Source organism: Corynebacterium sp. ACRQJ, from assembly GCF_022346045.1.
Classification (GTDB): domain Bacteria; phylum Actinomycetota; class Actinomycetes; order Mycobacteriales; family Mycobacteriaceae; genus Corynebacterium; species Corynebacterium evansiae.
This window is the reverse complement of sequence record NZ_JAKRMT010000003.1, coordinates 60,350-76,665: the sequence shown is the minus strand read 5'-3', so window position 1 is coordinate 76,665 and position 16,316 is coordinate 60,350. Positions and strand designations below refer to the sequence as shown.

Below are 16,316 nucleotides of genomic sequence, written 5' to 3'. Positions count from 1 at the left end.
CTGGTGGGGATTGCAAGCTAACCACTAGTGAAGTGGCAGGAAGGATCCTTTTCGTGTCTGTTAATGCCGACCCTCAGCACTCGAATAACTCCCAGAGCCAGGCCAGCGAGAAGGCCTTCGACCGGGCTCGCACGCTGATCCCGGGCGGGGTGAACTCCCCGGTTCGCGCGTTCGGATCTGTGGGCGGCACCCCGCCGTTTATCACCTCCGCGCAGGGCTCCACGCTGCACGACGTTGACGGCAACTCCTATGTGGACCTGTTTTGCTCCTGGGGGCCGATGATCCACGGGCACGCCCACCCGCAGATCGTGGAGGCAGTTCGGGAGGCCGCCGGCCACGGTCTTTCCTTCGGTGCGCCGACCACGATGGAGGTCGACCTGGTGGAGGAAATCGTCCGCCGCACCTCCGTGGAGAAGGCCCGCCTGGTGAACTCCGGCACCGAGGCCACGATGTCCGCCATTCGCCTGGCCCGCGGCTACACGGGTCGCGACAAGATCCTGAAGTTCGAGGGCTGCTACCACGGTCACGTCGATTCGCTGCTGGTGGCGGCCGGTTCCGGCGTGGCTACGTTTGGCCTGCCGGATTCCCCGGGCATCACCAAGGCCGCCGCGGGCGATACCGTCGTGGTGCCTTACCGTGACGTGCAGGCCGTGGAAGATGCGTTTGCCTCCCACGCGGGCGAGATCGCCGCGATCATCGTGGAGGGCGCCGCCGGCAACATGGGCACCGTGAACCCGCATGGCTTCAACGCGGAGCTGCAGCGCATTGCCCACGAAAACGGTGCCCTGCTCATCGTCGATGAGGTCATGACGGGCTTCCGCGTCAGCGAGTCCGGCTGGTACGGCAAGGATGGCGTGGCCGGCGACCTGACCACCTTCGGCAAGGTCGTCTCCGGTGGCCTGCCTGCCGCTGCTTTCGGTGGCAAGGCGGAGATCATGGATCACCTCGCGCCGGTTGGCCCGGTTTATCAGGCAGGTACTCTGTCGGGCAATCCGGTTGCCGTCGCCTCGGGCCTGGCCTCTTTGAAGTTGGCTGACGCCGCCGCGTACCAGAAGCTCGATGCGAATGCCGACGCGCTGGCAGGCATCCTGTCCGACGCTTTGACTAAGGCCTCCGTGGCCCACCACATCCAGCGCGCGGGCAGCATGTTGAGCGTGCGCTTCGCCGAGGGAGAGGGCGCGAACTTCGCGGACATGAAGGCCGCGGATACCTTCCGTTACCCGGCCTTCTTCCACGCCTTCCTGGACCACGGAGTGTTTGCCCCGCCGAGCGTGTTTGAGACCTGGTTCGTCTCCACGGCACTGACCGATGCCGACTTCGAGAAGATCGCGGCGGCCGCTACCCCGGCTGCGGAGGCTGCAGCGGCGGCCACCCCTGCGGTTTAAGTTTCGCGCTGGGGTCTAATTCAAAGAATCTAAAACCCCAGTAAGAAGCACTTAAAGCAGGGTTTGCCTTACTTGGGTTGGGGTGCCGGGCACGCTAAGCTAGGTGACCATGGCAACGATCGTTCACCTTGTACGGCACGGAGAAGTGCATAACCCGGATCGCATTCTCTATGGCCGTTTGCCCGGCTATCACCTCTCCGAGCGGGGGCGGAACATGGCGCATGCCACCGCAGCCGACCTCGCTGACCACGACGTGGTGTACCTGGCTGCCTCCCCGCTGCAGCGGGCGCAGGAAACCGCCCGGCCGTTCTCCGAAAAACTGGGCCTGGAGGTCCACACGGACGAGCGCATTATCGAGGCAGGTAACGATCTGCAAGGTCTGCACATCAAGGGTGTGCGCAGCGCGCTCTGGAACCCGAAGCGTTGGCCCATGCTGAAGAATCCCACCATCCCCAGCTGGGGCGAGCCCTACCAGGAGATCGCCGACCGGATGTGGGAGGCTGTCGACGCCGCGCGCGAGAAGGCCCGCGGACACGAGGCAGTGCTTGTGACCCACCAGCTGCCGATCGTGATGATCCAGCGCGACGTGCAGGGCCTGCCCCTGGCGCACAACCCGGCGGATCGCCAGTGCGAGTTGGCCTCCGTGACCTCGCTGGTATTCGATGGTGGGCAACTGACGGACATCTTCTATTCTGAGCCGGCACAGGAGATTTAAGGTGCGTAAGAAGCTAACGGCAGCGCTCGCGGCAACTCTGCTCGCCAGTGGGGCGGCGCTTACCGCCTGCGGTGAGGAAAGCACCGCGGGCAAGGATGCTGTGGCCAGCGGCGGAACTTTTGAGTTCGTCGCCCCCGGCGGGCAGACCAGCATCCACTACGAACCAGAGGAGCGCAAGGAGGTCGCCGACTTCACCGGCACCAACCTGGACGGCGGCGATGACATTAATCTCTCCGACTTCGAGGGCCAGGTAGTCGTGCTGAACGCCTGGGGCCAGTGGTGCGGACCGTGCCGTAGCGAATCCGACGACCTGCAGCGCGTCCAGGACAAGCTGGAGAAGCATGGCGGCGGCACCATCCTGGGCATCAACGTGCGCGACAACGTTAAGGAAAAGCCGCAGGACTTCGTCAAGGACAACGGGATCACCTACCCGTCTATTTACGACCCGCCGTTCAAGACCGCCCTGGCGCTGGGTGGCGTGCCGGCCTCCGTTATTCCCACCACCATCGTGTTGGATAAGCAGCACCGTCCGGCCCACATCTTCCTGAAGGAGATCACGGACAAGGAACTCTGGGAACAGGTCGAGCCGCTGCTGGATGAGGAAGCGTAGATGATCCTCGCGGAGTCCATCGGAGAGACCTTCGCGGATACGGCCGCCGCCGGTCCGTTACTGCTCGCGTTGCTGGTATCCGCCGCCGCGGGGCTGGTTTCCTTTGCCTCACCGTGCGTGATTCCGCTGGTGCCAGGGTATATTTCCTACCTCGCCGGAGTTGTTGGCGCGGAGACCGAGTACACGGAGCAAGGCACGGTGGTCAAAGCCAAGCGCGGCCGGGTGGCCACCGCAGCGCTGCTGTTCGTGCTGGGCTTCACGGTGGTGTTCGTGCTGGCCACGGTCACGGTCTTCGGGGTGATCAACGCGCTGAGGCTGAACCAGGACCTGCTGATGCGCATCGGTGGCGTGGTCACCATAGCCATGGGCGTGGTGTTCATGGGCTTCATTTCCCCTCTGCAGCGCGACACGCGCCTCAGTCCGAAGCGCTGGACCACCATCGCCGGGGCACCGCTGCTGGGCGGAGTGTTCGCCCTGGGCTGGACACCCTGCCTGGGTCCCACGTTGGCCTCCATCATTTCGGTATCCGCCGGCACCCAGGGGATGACCGCCGCCCGCGGTGTGATCTTGATCGTCGCTTATTGTCTGGGCCTCGGGCTACCATTCATTGTCGTGGCGCTGGGGTCCTCGAAGGCGCTGACGGGTATCGGTTGGCTGCGCAAGCACTCCCGCACCATCCAGATGATCGGCGGCGCGCTGCTGATCATTGTCGGCTTGCTGCTGGTCACCGGCCAGTGGGCGACGTTCGTGGACTATATCCGGGAGGTATTCATCTCGGATAAGACCCTGCCGATCTAAGCCGATTCGCTGCCGTCGGCTTAAGGGAAAAGGTCGCGGCCGAGAAGTGGGCGTCAATAATAACGAGAGAGCGAAAGTACGAAAGAGCAACCATGCTGAAAACGATCCTGAGCTTGCCGAAGAAGGGCTGGCAGTGGCTCACGAAGATGAAGACCGCCCTGGTGCTGCTTTTCCTGCTGGCGCTGGCCGCGATCCCGGGCGCGTTGCTGCCACAGCGGTCGCTCAACGAGGGCAAGGTTGCCGAATATATTGACGCCAACGGCAAGACCGCCGAGGTTTTCGACAAGCTGCAGCTTTTCGATGTCTTTGGGTCTACCTGGTTTGTGGCGATCTACGTACTGCTGTTTATTTCCCTGGTCGGCTGCATCCTGCCGCGCAGCATCGACCACTACAAAGCCCTGCGTTCCTCCCCGCCGCCAGCGCCGAAGCGCCTGGACCGCATGCCCTACCACTACTCCGGAACCGTCGATGAATCGGTAGAAGACGTGCAGAAATCCCTGCGCGAGGAATTTAAGGGCTGGAACGTCAACGAGGTCGATAAGGACAACGACCGCGCAGGGGCCTGGTCCATGTCCGCGGAGAAGGGCTACCTGCGCGAGGCCGCGAACCTGGTGTTCCACCTGTCTCTGGTGGGCATTCTCATCGCGGTGGCTATGGGCAAAATGGTGTACTACGAAGGCCAGGTCATCGTGGTGGCCGGGACGGATACCGAGCAGTCGCAGTTCTGCAACTCCGCAGTTTCCAACTTCGATTCCTTCCGCAACGGCCCGGTGTTCGACGGCACTGGGCTGACTCCTTTCTGTGTAAACGTCAAGGACTTCAAGGCCGACTACCTGCAGAACGGTCAGGCGGTGGGCTTCGAGTCCAACATCGACTACGCCGGCAAGGAGGATGCCTTCAAGCCGACGGAGGAGTGGGAGCACGAGACGCTGAAGGTGAACCACCCTCTGCGTATCGAGGGCAACCGCGTGTACCTGCAGGGCCACGGCTATGCCCCGACGTTCACGATTAAGTGGCCGAACGGGGAGAAGCGCACCGAGACCGTGCAGTTCCGCCCGGACGACATGACGTACTTCCTGTCCTCCGGTGCAGTGCGCTGGGATCCGCCCGCGGGCATGTACCCGGATCTGCAGGAGCGCCGCCAAAACCAGATCTCCCTGCAGGGACTGTTCGCGCCATCGGCGGAGTGGACGGGGCCGAATGGAAAGGTGCTTTCCTCCAACTTCCCGGCGATGCGCGATCCCGCGGTGGCCATCGACATCTACCGTGGCGATACCGGCCTGGATGGCGGGCGCAGCCAGAACATCTTTGCGCTGGATTCGGAGGCCCTGCACTCCGGCCAGATGCAGATGCTGGACCGGGTGAACCTGGAGAAGGGCGAGTCCGTCACCCTGGACGATGGCACAGAGATCACCTTCGACGGTGCCAAGGAGTTTGTGAACCTGCAGGTCTCCAAGGACCCGACGACCACCTGGGTGCTGGTGTTTGCCGTGCTGATGCTGGCCTCGCTCGTCGCCTCCCTGGCCGTGAAGCGCCGCCGCTTCTGGGTGCGCATCACCCCGGAGGGCGAGGGCACGCGGATCCAGATCGCCGGCCTTTCCCGCACTGACTCCGCCGGCTGGGGCCGCGAATTCAACCGCCGTGCCGAGCGCGTGCTGGGGCTGGAGGAAGAGGCCCTGGACGAGGAGTACGACGTGGATTCCGACGACTGGGAGGACCACATCGACGATCACCTGGCGCCACGGGGTTGATTCACCCCGAATGGGTGATTGTGGAAGCGCGTGAACAGGCGCTAAGCTGATAATTTGTAGCGATTTAAGACTTTTCTTTAGAAGGATTTTCGATGCAGATCGATCCGCAGCTATCCGAATTCTCCGACTTGGCCTTCCGCTCCGCAGAGTCCCTGTACCTGCTGGCACTCGCCGTCTCCCTGGTCTTCTACGGGATGGTCCGCGTAGGTGCGGACCGTCGTCGCCAGCGCGCCGAGGAGCTGAAGAAGCTGCAGGCGGAGCACTCCGCGCGCGCTGCCTCCACCACCAAGGTGACCGTAGGCGCAGGTGCTACGGGCAATGCGGCCGACTCGGATGTTGCCGATGCCGGTGAGATTACGGGCGAGGACATCGAGCCCGACTTCGCCTCCTTCGAGGCACAACTGCCGGAGCGTCTGCGCTCCGAGAGTATCTCCAAGACCCTGGACCGCGCCGACAAGCTCGGCGGGATCACCCAGTCCCTGGTCTGGCTGGCCATCGCAATCCATGCGGTGTTCGTGATCCTGCGTGGCCTGGCCGCCAACCGTTTCCCGTGGGGCAACCTCTTCGAGTACGTCGGCGTGGTCACCCTGTTCGCCATGGTCGTTGCCGCGCTCATGATCCGCCGCAAGGCGATGCGTGTCATGTGGCCGTGGGTTCTGACCCCGGTCGTCGGCCTGCTGTTCTACGCGGGTACCAAGTTGTACGCGGAGACCGCTCCGGTGGTACCGGCGCTGCAGTCTTACTGGTTCGTCATCCACGTATCCGTGGTGTCTATTGGCGCCGGCATCGGCTTGATCTCCGGCATGGCTTCCCTGATGTACCTGCTGCGCTACGCGAACCCGAAGGGTGAGGAAAAGGGCTGGTTGGGCACTGTAGCCGCCCCGCTGCCGGATGTCACCAAGCTGGATGCACTGGCCTACCGCACCGCCGTGTGGGCACTGCCGATCTTCGGTTTGGGTATCATCTTCGGCGCCATCTGGGCGGATGCCGCATGGGGTCGCTTCTGGGGCTGGGACCCGAAGGAGACCGTCTCCTTCATCACCTGGATCCTCTACGCCGCCTACCTGCACGCCCGTGCCACCCCGGGTTGGCGCGGCCCGAAGTCTGCGTGGATCAACGTCTTCGCCTTCGCCACGATGGTCTTCAACCTCTTCTTCATCAACATGGTGGTCTCCGGCCTGCACTCCTACGCCGGCCTGAACTAGCCTGGCGCTAGATTCGCCGTTCTGCCTTTATCCAGGAAGGATGTCTCCGTGACCGAGCACAATGCCGCTCAGCACACCTTCATTTCGGACCTCACTGCCCCGAAGGACGTCGAAGGTGGTCGTGCTGTTCCACAGGTCAAGGTTGAAGCCAATGTCGATGGTGCCCGCGTGGTGCGTATCTCCTTCCAGCCAGGCGACGTGTTTGCAGACCACAAGGCACCGAAGCCGATTCTGGTGATGGGGCAGCAGGGTCGCATCGAATTCACTGTCTGGGCCGGTTCGGAAGCTGAAGGTACGCCGGAGATCGTAGAGCTAACCCCAGGTACCGCAATCCATGTACCTGCTCACCAACTGCACGCTCTGCGTAGCCTCGGCGATGCTCCGGCAATAGCTACGCTGATCCTGCTAACGGGGGAGTAACGTGAGCAGTTTTTCCACCGTCCTCGTCACCGGCGGGGCCGGCTTTATCGGCGCGAACTTCGTCCACCGCACGCTGGAGACCAAACCGGACGTCAAGGTTCTTATTTTTGACGCCCTCACGTATGCCGCGAACCCACTGAATCTGCAGACCGAGGACGGCATCCCGCTGGAGGTTGCTTATCCGGGGCGGGTGGAGTTCATCGAAGGCGACGTGGCGGATGCCTCGGCGTTCCGGGAGGCTCTCGAGCGGGCGATTACGCTTACCGAAGCCGTAGAGGATGCGGGGAACAAAGGTGCTGCCGAGTCCCAGCAGTCCGCCGCCGACCGGGTGGCGATCGTGCACTTCGCGGCGGAGAGCCACAACGATAACTCCCTGGCTACCCCCGCGATCTTCGCCCGCAGCAACGTGGAGGGCACCCTGAACGTCGCCCAGGCGGCCGCGGACCTCGGGGTGCGCCTGCACCACATTTCCACCGACGAGGTCTTCGGCGATCTCGCCCTGGACGATCCGAACCGCTTCACGGTAGATACCCCGTACAACCCCTCCTCGCCCTACTCTGCATCCAAGGCGGCGGCGGATCACTTCGTCCGCGCATTTGTGCGTTCGCGGGGGTTGAAGGCCACTATCTCCAACTGCTCGAACAACTACGGCCCGCGCCAGCACCCGGAGAAGTTCATTCCCCGGCAGATCACTGGCCTGATCGAGGGGCACCGTCCTCGCCTGTACGGCACGGGCGAGAACGTCCGCGACTGGATTCACGTGGATGACCACAACGATGCGGTGTGGAGGATTCTGGATTCCGGAAAACTGGGGGAGACCTACCTCATCGGCGCAGAGGGGGAGCGCTCCAACCTGCAGGTCGTGCGCGACCTGCTGGAACAGTTCGGCCGCCCGGGGGATGACTTTGTGCACGTCACTGACCGCCCCGGCCACGATCGCCGTTATGCGATTGATCCCAGCAGCATTGCCGAACTAGGGTGGCGGCCGCGCTTCACGGACTTTGCTTCCGGGCTCGCCGAGACGGTGGAATGGTACCGCCAGAATGAGAAGTGGTGGGTTGAGTCCAGGGCGGCGTCCGAAAAGAAATACCGCGCCACCGAACAAGAAATAACCGCAGAAGAGGTTGATCCCTCGTAGCGTCACCCGCGCGGGGGTGACCGCCCTTTTAAGCAAGGCTTGACTAAGTAAGTAAGACCTATGTAAGGTTCGGCTAACCGTATGTTGAGTTAGTTTGAATCTTGTAAGGGAAAAATGGCAAAGAATCGCATCAAGCTGCTGGCCGCACTCGTGGCCGCAGGTATGTCCCTGGCCGCCTGTGGCTCCGCTGACGAGGGTGCGTCGAGCAACCAGTCCAGCAGCGACAGCACGATTTCCATCGAGGACAACAACGGCGAACTGCAGGTTCCGAAGAACCCGAAGTCCGTGGTTGCACTGGATAACCGCAGCTTCGAGATTCTCAACGAGTGGGGAGTGGAACTTTCCGCTGCTCCGAAGAAGCTGGTTCCGGCGACCGTCACCGACTACAAGGATGACGAGGAGATCAAGGATCTCGGCAACCACAAGGAGCCCGACTTCGAGGCTCTGGTGGCAGCCCAGCCGGACCTGGTGATCAGCGGCCAGCGCTTCAAGGACCGCGACGATGAGATCAAGGAACTGGTCCCGGATGCGGCCGTCGTGGAGCTGGAGCCCCGCGAGGATAAGCCGATGGACGAGGAGCTGATCCGCCAGATCACCACCCTGGGTGAAATCTTCGATAAGAAGGACGAAGCCGACAAGATGGTGCAGGACTTCAACGATGCGAAGGATCGCGCGAAGAAGGCCTACGACAAGCTGGATGGCGACAAGAAGGTCATGGCCGTCAACGTCTCCGGCGGCGAAATCGGCTACGTTGCGCCGCACATCGGCCGCGTGTGGGGTCCCGTGTTCGACTGGCTGGGCATGGACCCGGCACTGGAGGTCGACAACGCCTCCAGCAACCACGAGGGCGATGACATCTCCGTCGAGGCAATCGCAGATGCGAAGCCGGACTGGATGCTGGTGATGGACCGCGACGGTGCCATCAACGCGGACAAGCCGGATTACTCCCCGGCGGCAGACGTGATCAAGCGCGCCGATGCGCTGAAGGGTGTGCCGGCGCTGAAGGAGGATCGCGTGCTCGTGGCACCGCAGGATACGTACATCAACGAGTCGATCACGACCTACACCGAGATCCTGAACTCCCTGGCAGACGCCTTCGAAGGGAAGTAATAGCGCGAATACTGCGCACCGCCGTGCTGCACCGCGCATTGCCGCCGTGCAGCGCTGCACAACGCTATAGAAAGTGAATTGACCAGCTGGAATGACTGCTCAGAGCACTACATCACCCGAGGTTCGCAATGAACCTCGGGTTGCGCGTACCCGGGGAAAACTCGTCGACTGGAAGTTCCTGGTCGCCGCAGCGGTTGTAGGGGCGCTTCTCGTCGGCAGTCTGTTGATCGGCGAATACGATGTTTTCAACGCGCAAGATGGCATCGACATGTTCTCCATCACCCGCGTCCCGCGCACCATCGCATTGGTGTTGGCGGGCGCGGCGATGGCTATGTGCGGACTGGTGATGCAGATGCTCACGCAGAACCGCTTCGTCTCACCGACCACCACCGGCACCACTGAATGGGCGGGCCTGGGCCTGCTGTTTGTGATGGTCGTCTTCCCCGGTGCGACTGTGATGGGGCGGATGGTCGGCGCCGTCGTGTTCTCCTTTGTCGGCGCGATGGTGTTCTTCTTCTTCCTGCAGCGCGTATCGCTGCGCTCCTCGCTGATCGTGCCGATTGTGGGAATCATGCTGGGTGCGGTCGTCTCCGCGGTCTCCACCTTCGTCGCCCTGCAGACCGATATGCTGCAGCAGCTGGGCGTGTGGTTCGCCGGTAGCTTCACCTCGGTCTACAAGGGCCAGTACGAGGTGCTGTGGGTAGTGCTGTTGGTCGTGGTGGGCGTGTTCCTGCTGGCCGACCGTCTGACCCTGGCTGGTCTAGGCGAGGATTTCGCCACCAGCGTGGGCATGAACTACCGACGGATCGTGCTGGTCGGCACCATCATGGTCGCCATCGCCGTGGGCGTGGTGACCGTCGTGGTCGGCAACCTGCCTTTCCTGGGGCTGATCGTGCCGAACATCGTCTCGATGATCCGCGGCGACGACCTGCGCAGTAACCTGCCGTGGGTGTGCTTGGTGGGCATCGCTACCGTCGCCGCCTGTGACCTACTGGCCCGCACACTGATCTCGCCTTTCGAGATCCCCGTTTCCGTGGTGCTGGGCATCGTCGGCGCTGTGGTCTTTGTCGTGCTGATTGTGAGGAACCGCTAATGACGAACCAAACCCTCGAGCGGCTGGTGCCGCAGCGTTTGCTCTCGAGCACGCCCGGCCGCTCCTCAGGCGCGTTCCCCACGCAGTCGATGGCGGCGAAGTACTGGCTAGCCCTCGGCATCATCGTTGTCCTGGGCGCGGCTTCTGCGGTGGGGCTGCTGGCCTATGGCAACCCGATGCCCTTCGGCACGCGCGGCTTCTGGCTGCTGGCGGAGCGCCGCATGAACGCGGTAATCGCCATCGCCATCGTCGCGGTTGCCCAGGCTGTGGCCACGGTGGCCTTCCAGACGGTGACGAATAATCGCATCATCACCCCGTCAATCATGGGGTTCGAGTCGCTGTACGTGGCCATCCACACCTCCACCGTGTTCTTCCTGGGCGGCAGCGGTCTGGTGGAGGCCCGCACCATGACCACCTACATCATCCAGCTGGTGCTCATGGTCGGCTTCGCGCTGCTGCTGTATTCCTGGCTGCTCACCGGAAAGAACGCGAACATGCACGCGATGTTGCTGGTCGGCATTATTATCGGGGCAGGTTTGGGGTCGGTGTCTACCTTTATGCAGCGCCTATTGACGCCCAGCGATTTCGACCTGCTGACCGCCCGCCTGTTCGGGTCGGTGAATAACGCGGAGCCAGAGTACTTTCCGATCTCTATCGTGCTGGTTGCCGTGGCCGCAGGCGCGCTACTGCTGATGTCCCGCACTCTCAATGTGCTGGCCTTGGGGCCGGATGCGACAACGAACCTGGGTATTAACCACCGGGGCAAGTCGATCGTGGTGCTGATCCTGGTCGCAGTCCTGATGGCCGTCTCCACCGCGCTGGTTGGCCCGATGGCCTTCCTGGGATTCTTGGTGGCCACGCTGGCCTATCAGTTCGCGGGCACCTCCGATCACCGCTATGTCTTCCCGATGGCCATTGCCACGGCCTTCTGCGTGCTGGCGGGCGCGTACTTCGTGATGAATCACATCTTCTACGCGCAGGGCGTGGTCTCGATCATCATTGAGCTGGTCGGCGGTACAGTGTTCCTCTACGTCATTCTTAGAAAGGGTCGACTGTGATCAAGCTGTCCGAAGTCGCTAAAAAATATAGTGACGCCTCCGGCTCCGGAGCCAGCATCGGTCCGGCAAACCTGGAGATCCCCGCCGGGGGAGTGACCTCCCTGGTCGGCCCCAACGGCGCGGGCAAGTCCACCCTGCTCACCATGATGGGGCGACTGCTGGATCTGGACGAGGGCAGCATCGAGGTCGCGGGCTTTGATGTGAGCACCACGAAGTCCAAGGACCTGGCGAAGGTGCTGTCGATCCTGCGGCAAGAGAACCACTTCGTCACCCGCCTGACGGTCCGCCAGCTGGTGGGGTTCGGCCGCTTCCCATACTCGAAGGGAAGGCTGACGCGGAAGGACGAGGAGATTATTTCCACCTATATCGACTTCTTTAACCTCCGCGAGCTGGAGAACCGCTACCTGGATCAGCTCTCCGGCGGGCAGCGGCAGCGCGCTTATGTGGCGATGGTGCTGTGCCAGGAGACCGACTATGTGCTGCTGGACGAGCCGCTGAACAACCTGGACATCGCCCACGCGGTGCAGATGATGAAGCACCTGCGCCGGGCGGCCTCGGAGTTCGGCCGCACCATCATTGTGGTGCTGCACGACATTAACTTCGCGGCGAAGTATTCGGACAACATCTGCGCCGTCAAGGACGGACAGATCGTGCGCTTCGGCACCCCGGAGGAGCTCATGACCGATGAGATCCTGACCGACATCTTTGACACCCCCGTGACCGTCGTCGACGGCCCCGATGGGCCGATGGCCTGCTACTTCTAAGCTCGCCGCACAACCTTGCCGTTGGTTGTCCGGCAGCGCCGCTAAAGTAGAAACCATGAGTGAAACCACCCCGCGCACCGACGAGCTACTGGCAACCGCTGAACCGGGCAGCATTGTGGATCTCCCCATCCCCGGCGCCTGGGCTTATGTGCCGAAGGTGCATGGCGACGAGCGCGGCAGTTTCCACGAAAGCTTCAAGGCGGAGGCTTTCGGCGAGAAGCTGGGCTACCCCTTCGAGGTGGCCCAGGGGAACCTTTCGCGCTCCTCCCGCAACGTGGTCCGGGGCATTCACTTGGCGGATGTGCCGCCGGGGCAGGCGAAGTTCGTCAGCTGCCTTTCCGGTGCGATTACGGATGTGTTGGTGGATGTGCGCGTGGGCTCGCCGACGTTCGGCCAGCACATCACCGTGGAGCTGTCTGCGGAGAATAACTTCAGCGTCTACGTGCCCCTGGGCGTGGGCCACGGATTCCGCGCACACACCGACCAGACGACCGTGAACTACCTGGTCACCGAGGCATACAACCCACAGAGGGAATACGGTATCGACCCGTTTGATGCGGAACTGGCTGTAGCCTGGGGCGTCACTAAGGAACAAGCCGTACTATCCACCAAGGACGATTCGGCGCCAAGCTTGAGCGAGGTGCGCGACCGTCTGCCCGAATACCGCGAGGTGCGGGCATGGGAGGCACAACTACGCGCCGACTGGGCCGAGGCGCTGCAGGCCGCCGACGAGTGGGAGCAGGCCGACTGATGAAGGGCATCATTCTGGCCGGGGGAACCGGCTCGCGGCTGTGGCCGATTACGCAGGGCATTTCCAAGCAACTGGTGCCCGTGTACGACAAGCCGATGATCTACTACCCGCTGACGACTCTGATGCTGGCGGGCATTCGCGACATCCTGGTGATCACCACGGGAGCGGATGCGCAGCAGTTCCGCGGGCTGCTGGGCGACGGCTCGCAGTTCGGCGTGCAGATCAGCTACGCGGTGCAGGACCAACCGAATGGCCTGGCGGAAGCCTTCATTGTGGGCGAGGACTTTATCGGCGACGACGCGGTGGCCCTGGTGCTGGGCGACAACATCTTCTACGGCACTGGCCTGGGCACCCAGCTGCGGCGCTTCCACAACCCCGACGGCGGGGCGATCTTCGCCTACTGGGTGGCCGAACCCGAGGCATACGGAGTGGTGGAGTTCGACCGCGAAGGCACGGCCCTGAGCTTGGCGGAAAAGCCCGCGGAGCCGAAGTCCAACTATGCAGTTCCCGGCCTGTACTTTTACTCCAATGACGTGGTGCGGATCGCCAAGTCGCTGGAACCCAGCGAGCGCGGCGAGCTGGAGATCACGGACATCAACCGCTGCTACCTGGCGGAGGGGCGCCTGCATGTGGAGGTGCTGCCGCGCGGTACCGCCTGGCTGGACACGGGAACGGTGGACGACCTGGCCGCCGCCGGCGACTTCGTCCGCGCTGTCGAGCAACGGCAGGGCCTGAAGATCAGCTGCCCGGAGGAAGTCGCGTGGCGCCTGGGCTACATTGACGATGTGGAGCTGGGGGAGTCCGCGCGCAAACTGGGCAAGAGCGCCTACGGTCAGTACCTCAGCGGGCTTCTGAAGCGTGGGAAAGAGCGGTAGACAAGTGGCTATTTCAATCGAGAGCATCCCAGAGATGGTGGCGCGCACCTGGCGCGACCTGGAATGGACGGGCCAGCGCGTGCCGAAGCAGGGCATCGACCACGCAGTGGTGATTCTGGACGGACTGCGCTCAAAGGAATTTGAACTCAACGACATGCTTCCCGAGTCCGTCGTGGTGCGCGTTCCCTTCGAGAAGGAATACCGGGAACAGGCGATGCTGGAATCCTCGCTGATCGCGCAGCTCTTCCGCCGCACCAAGGTGCGGGTGCCGGGGACGGTGCGGCAGGCCTACGCGCGGGGGACATTCAACACCGCCGAGCCCGTGATGCTGACCATGCAGACCGAGCTGCTGGGCGAACCGCTGACCGCCGCGCTCTGGAAAAAGCTGTCTACCAGCCAACGCGCGTGGGTGGCCGAGCAGCTGGGCAGCCTGCTGGCCACGATGCACGCCTTCGACCCGGATGTGCTGCCGATGAGCCGCGTGGATTCCTGGTGGACCGACGGAGAGGCGACCAGCGAGTTGAACCACGCCCCGCGCACCCTGCCGGGCAAGTTGGAGCTGATGAAGTCCCGCACGGAAACGATCCTGGCCCCTCATCTGAGCGCTGCAGAGGCGGAGTTCGTGGAGCGCGTGTTTGCGCAGGTGGACGAGATGATCTCCCGTCCGGAGCAGCAGCGCGCGCTGACCCACGGGGAGCTGCACGAGGACCACATGCTGTGGAACGCCGAAGGCGGCGTGGGTGTGATCGACTTTTCCGACATGACCGTCGGCGACCCGGCCTTGGACTATGCGCACTTCGCGGGCATCGCACCGGAGCTGCCGACAATGGTCTACGAACAGGCAATTATTCAGCACGAGCAGCGTCGCCAAGCCCCCGTTGTGCCGGGTGTTCCGCAGCCGATGCCGGGGCCGCTATACCGCGCGCCGGATGGCGGACGTACCTCCGAGAGCGCCGAGGATACGGGCGTGCTGCGCCGCGCGGAAATCTACAAGGACTGGGACAACATATTCCTGCTGATCGACCACTACCGCACGGGGCGTTCGCCGCGCGTGGAGTTGCTCTAGTTACGCTCCGTCTTTCGGGGTGTCCGGGTCGTCCGTGTTTTCCGGGTCATTCGGCTTCTGCTCGTCGCGGGTGTTCTCGCTGCGCTTGTCGCCGCGCGCCTCGCGTTGCTGCTGTTCACGGAGCTCCTGGCGGCGCTTCCGCTCGGCCTCTTCCGCGTCTTTGGCCTCCTGCGCGCGGCGCTTCTTGAAGCGCTCTTTCTCGATGTTCCACAGGAAGTCCGGGTCGTCGTCCGGCCCCTTGTGGCTTAGCCCTTCTTGTTTATTGCTGACGCCCTTTCGCCTCAACGGCGACCCATTCCCCCAGGTCTGTGGACCGAATGCCTTCCACAGCAGCACGATGGTGACGATGATCAAGATGAGCAAAACAAGGCGACCCATGGCTTCCAGCATAGAGGATTCACCCGCGTTTACTTCCAGCCGGTGATTACCGGTTATCCAGGGGGTGAACGTAGTGTTGGGGGCGTGACTAATGATGATGTGAAGGCAAAGGACACGACGGAGGGTCAGAGCCCGTCGGTCGACAAGGGCAAGGCTGTACGTGACATTGCACTGTACGGCTTCTTACGCCTGGTTTTGTTCCTGGTGCTGACGTTCATCATCCACATGGTCGTGGTGTTGCTGGGAATGGCGAACTACTTCCCGCTGCTGATTAGCATGACGTTGGCGCTGATCCTGGCTCTGCCGCTGTCGATGTTCATGTTCAAGGGCCTGCGGTTGCGGGTGACCCGACAGGTGGCGGCGTGGGATGCCGATAGGCAGGCCCACAAGCAGGAGCTGCGTAACCAATTGCGCGAGCGCCTGGACGACTAAGGCGATTAAACTGACTGCCATGTATGGCAGACCCCAGGACGTTGTGGTGTGGGTAAACCCGCGAACACAGCGGGGCAAGCAGCTCGGCGGGCTGGCTATTGGGCTAGTGTTCGCCGCCCTCGCTGTGGGGTGTGTAGCCATGATGGTGGTCGAGAAGACTCTGATTCCGCTGGTAGCCCTCGCCCTGGTGGGGCTTGCGATGTTTGGCTGGTACACCAGCCAGCGACAGGCCAACGCGCGGGCTACGTCCAGTACAACGATCAACCCGGCGCTTGTCGTGGACGATTCGGGGGTGGGGGATGCAGCCATAAGAATCCCATGGAGCGACATTGCGCGGGTGAACGTGATCAGCACTCGTTACCAAAGTGCGGGGCCGGAGTCGGTGGGGCTCGGCCCCGAGCTTGCCGATCAGTGGACGCGCAGTGCCGGGGTCTTGGATGGGGAGTTTGCACTTCAGGTGGTGCTCCGCCCCGGTAGCCCCGGTCGCCCTGGCGTACCGACGCAGTCTGCGTTGGATGTGTACCGCATCCAATCGGTGCAGGTGGAGGCAGCAGTGCTGAGCTTGCCGCGAGGAATCTACGAGGTCGATGCGATCGGGGTGACCTTCAAGTTGGGCTCCGCCGTTCCCATGGCATGGCGGGACGGCCTGACCCAGCAGATCGCGGACAATGTCCGATTCCACGGGGTGGACTTCGGCCCGGCGCCCGCGTAGCCCAAAGCCGGCTCAGCCTTGGCCGGCGAGGCTGCTCAGGCTAGGCCAGCAGGGG

18 protein-coding genes are annotated in these 16,316 nt (G+C 63.0%); 17 read left to right on the top strand and 1 reads right to left on the bottom strand.

Features of this window, described 5'->3' with window-relative positions:
* Positions 1-53: 53 nt before the first annotated feature.
* From hemL to MHX52_RS02925, 15 genes are all read left to right on the top strand, one after another.
* On the top strand, positions 54-1,385 hold the full coding sequence (gene hemL / locus MHX52_RS02995; protein ID WP_239316491.1) for a glutamate-1-semialdehyde 2,1-aminomutase: 1,332 nt from the start codon (positions 54-56) through the stop codon (positions 1,383-1,385).
* Positions 1,386-1,494: 109 nt separating this feature from the next.
* Entirely contained in the window at positions 1,495-2,100 is a 606-nt protein-coding gene (locus tag MHX52_RS02990; RefSeq protein WP_034985255.1) for a histidine phosphatase family protein, read from the top strand.
* Between the two features lies 1 nt (position 2,101).
* Positions 2,102-2,710: a TlpA disulfide reductase family protein gene (locus tag MHX52_RS02985; RefSeq protein WP_080722656.1), complete on the top strand. Its 609-nt coding sequence runs from the start codon at positions 2,102-2,104 to the stop codon at positions 2,708-2,710.
* Positions 2,711-3,508 carry a cytochrome c biogenesis CcdA family protein gene (locus MHX52_RS02980; RefSeq protein ID WP_239316489.1) on the top strand — a complete coding sequence of 266 codons (798 nt, stop codon included), beginning with the start codon at positions 2,711-2,713 and terminating at the stop codon, positions 3,506-3,508. It begins immediately after the preceding gene.
* 92 nt (positions 3,509-3,600) lie between these two features.
* Entirely contained in the window at positions 3,601-5,259 is a 1,659-nt protein-coding gene (locus MHX52_RS02975) for a cytochrome c biogenesis protein ResB (protein WP_035002968.1), read from the top strand.
* Positions 5,260-5,351: 92 nt separating this feature from the next.
* Complete coding sequence (gene ccsB / locus MHX52_RS02970) at positions 5,352-6,464, top strand: c-type cytochrome biogenesis protein CcsB (protein WP_239316487.1); 1,113 nt, start codon at positions 5,352-5,354, stop codon at positions 6,462-6,464.
* Between the two features lie 48 nt (positions 6,465-6,512).
* Positions 6,513-6,884 carry a hypothetical protein gene (locus MHX52_RS02965; protein WP_239316485.1) on the top strand — a complete coding sequence of 124 codons (372 nt, stop codon included), beginning with the start codon at positions 6,513-6,515 and terminating at the stop codon, positions 6,882-6,884.
* Position 6,885: 1 nt separating this feature from the next.
* Complete coding sequence (locus MHX52_RS02960) at positions 6,886-8,022, top strand: dTDP-glucose 4,6-dehydratase (RefSeq protein ID WP_239316483.1); 1,137 nt, start codon at positions 6,886-6,888, stop codon at positions 8,020-8,022.
* A 114-nt stretch (positions 8,023-8,136) separates the two neighbouring features.
* Positions 8,137-9,132 carry a siderophore ABC transporter substrate-binding protein gene (locus MHX52_RS02955; protein ID WP_049048907.1) on the top strand — a complete coding sequence of 332 codons (996 nt, stop codon included), beginning with the start codon at positions 8,137-8,139 and terminating at the stop codon, positions 9,130-9,132.
* Between the two features lie 91 nt (positions 9,133-9,223).
* Entirely contained in the window at positions 9,224-10,225 is a 1,002-nt protein-coding gene (locus MHX52_RS02950) for an ABC transporter permease (RefSeq protein ID WP_035002979.1), read from the top strand.
* Complete coding sequence (locus MHX52_RS02945) at positions 10,225-11,283, top strand: iron chelate uptake ABC transporter family permease subunit (RefSeq protein WP_049048909.1); 1,059 nt, start codon at positions 10,225-10,227, stop codon at positions 11,281-11,283. Before MHX52_RS02950 ends, MHX52_RS02945 begins: the two co-directional genes overlap by 1 nt.
* Positions 11,280-12,047, top strand: a complete 768-nt coding sequence (locus tag MHX52_RS02940; RefSeq protein ID WP_035002982.1) for an ATP-binding cassette domain-containing protein — start codon at positions 11,280-11,282, stop codon at positions 12,045-12,047. The genes MHX52_RS02945 and MHX52_RS02940 overlap by 4 nt, the downstream gene beginning before the upstream one ends.
* Before the next feature lie 55 nt (positions 12,048-12,102).
* Positions 12,103-12,798 (top strand): dTDP-4-dehydrorhamnose 3,5-epimerase, encoded by a 696-nt coding sequence (gene rfbC, locus MHX52_RS02935; protein ID WP_070488056.1) that lies wholly within the window; start codon positions 12,103-12,105, stop codon positions 12,796-12,798.
* Positions 12,798-13,673 (top strand): glucose-1-phosphate thymidylyltransferase RfbA, encoded by an 876-nt coding sequence (gene rfbA, locus MHX52_RS02930; protein WP_049048912.1) that lies wholly within the window; start codon positions 12,798-12,800, stop codon positions 13,671-13,673. The genes rfbC and rfbA overlap by 1 nt, the downstream gene beginning before the upstream one ends.
* Positions 13,674-13,677: 4 nt before the next feature.
* Positions 13,678-14,739, top strand: a complete 1,062-nt coding sequence (locus MHX52_RS02925; protein WP_239316481.1) for an aminoglycoside phosphotransferase family protein — start codon at positions 13,678-13,680, stop codon at positions 14,737-14,739.
* Here MHX52_RS02925 and MHX52_RS02920 read toward each other — a convergent pair whose 3' ends face one another.
* Positions 14,740-15,117: a hypothetical protein gene (locus MHX52_RS02920; RefSeq protein ID WP_239316479.1), complete on the bottom strand. Its 378-nt coding sequence runs from the start codon at positions 15,115-15,117 to the stop codon at positions 14,740-14,742.
* Positions 15,118-15,201: 84 nt separating this feature from the next.
* On the opposite strand from MHX52_RS02920, the gene MHX52_RS02915 reads away from it, so the two are divergent.
* Together MHX52_RS02915 and MHX52_RS02910 are read left to right on the top strand one after the other, a co-directional pair.
* Complete coding sequence (locus tag MHX52_RS02915) at positions 15,202-15,549, top strand: DUF4229 domain-containing protein (protein ID WP_049048917.1); 348 nt, start codon at positions 15,202-15,204, stop codon at positions 15,547-15,549.
* Between the two features lie 19 nt (positions 15,550-15,568).
* The gene (locus MHX52_RS02910) at positions 15,569-16,261 is read left to right on the top strand and encodes a hypothetical protein (protein WP_239316477.1); all 693 of its coding nucleotides are present in this window, start codon (positions 15,569-15,571) and stop codon (positions 16,259-16,261) included.
* Positions 16,262-16,316: the final 55 nt, after the last annotated feature.

Coding starts and splice junctions, on each gene's coding strand:
- MHX52_RS02990 (WP_034985255.1), top strand. CDS start 1,495: ATGGCAACGATCGTTCACCTTGTACGGCACGGAGAAGTGCATAACCCG.
- MHX52_RS02980 (WP_239316489.1), top strand. CDS start 2,711: ATGATCCTCGCGGAGTCCATCGGAGAGACCTTCGCGGATACGGCCGCC.
- MHX52_RS02975 (WP_035002968.1), top strand. CDS start 3,601: ATGCTGAAAACGATCCTGAGCTTGCCGAAGAAGGGCTGGCAGTGGCTC.
- ccsB (WP_239316487.1), top strand. CDS start 5,352: ATGCAGATCGATCCGCAGCTATCCGAATTCTCCGACTTGGCCTTCCGC.
- MHX52_RS02955 (WP_049048907.1), top strand. CDS start 8,137: ATGGCAAAGAATCGCATCAAGCTGCTGGCCGCACTCGTGGCCGCAGGT.
- MHX52_RS02950 (WP_035002979.1), top strand. CDS start 9,224: ATGACTGCTCAGAGCACTACATCACCCGAGGTTCGCAATGAACCTCGG.
- MHX52_RS02945 (WP_049048909.1), top strand. CDS start 10,225: ATGACGAACCAAACCCTCGAGCGGCTGGTGCCGCAGCGTTTGCTCTCG.
- rfbC (WP_070488056.1), top strand. CDS start 12,103: ATGAGTGAAACCACCCCGCGCACCGACGAGCTACTGGCAACCGCTGAA.
- rfbA (WP_049048912.1), top strand. CDS start 12,798: ATGAAGGGCATCATTCTGGCCGGGGGAACCGGCTCGCGGCTGTGGCCG.
- MHX52_RS02920 (WP_239316479.1), bottom strand. CDS start 15,117: ATGGGTCGCCTTGTTTTGCTCATCTTGATCATCGTCACCATCGTGCTG.
- MHX52_RS02910 (WP_239316477.1), top strand. CDS start 15,569: ATGTATGGCAGACCCCAGGACGTTGTGGTGTGGGTAAACCCGCGAACA.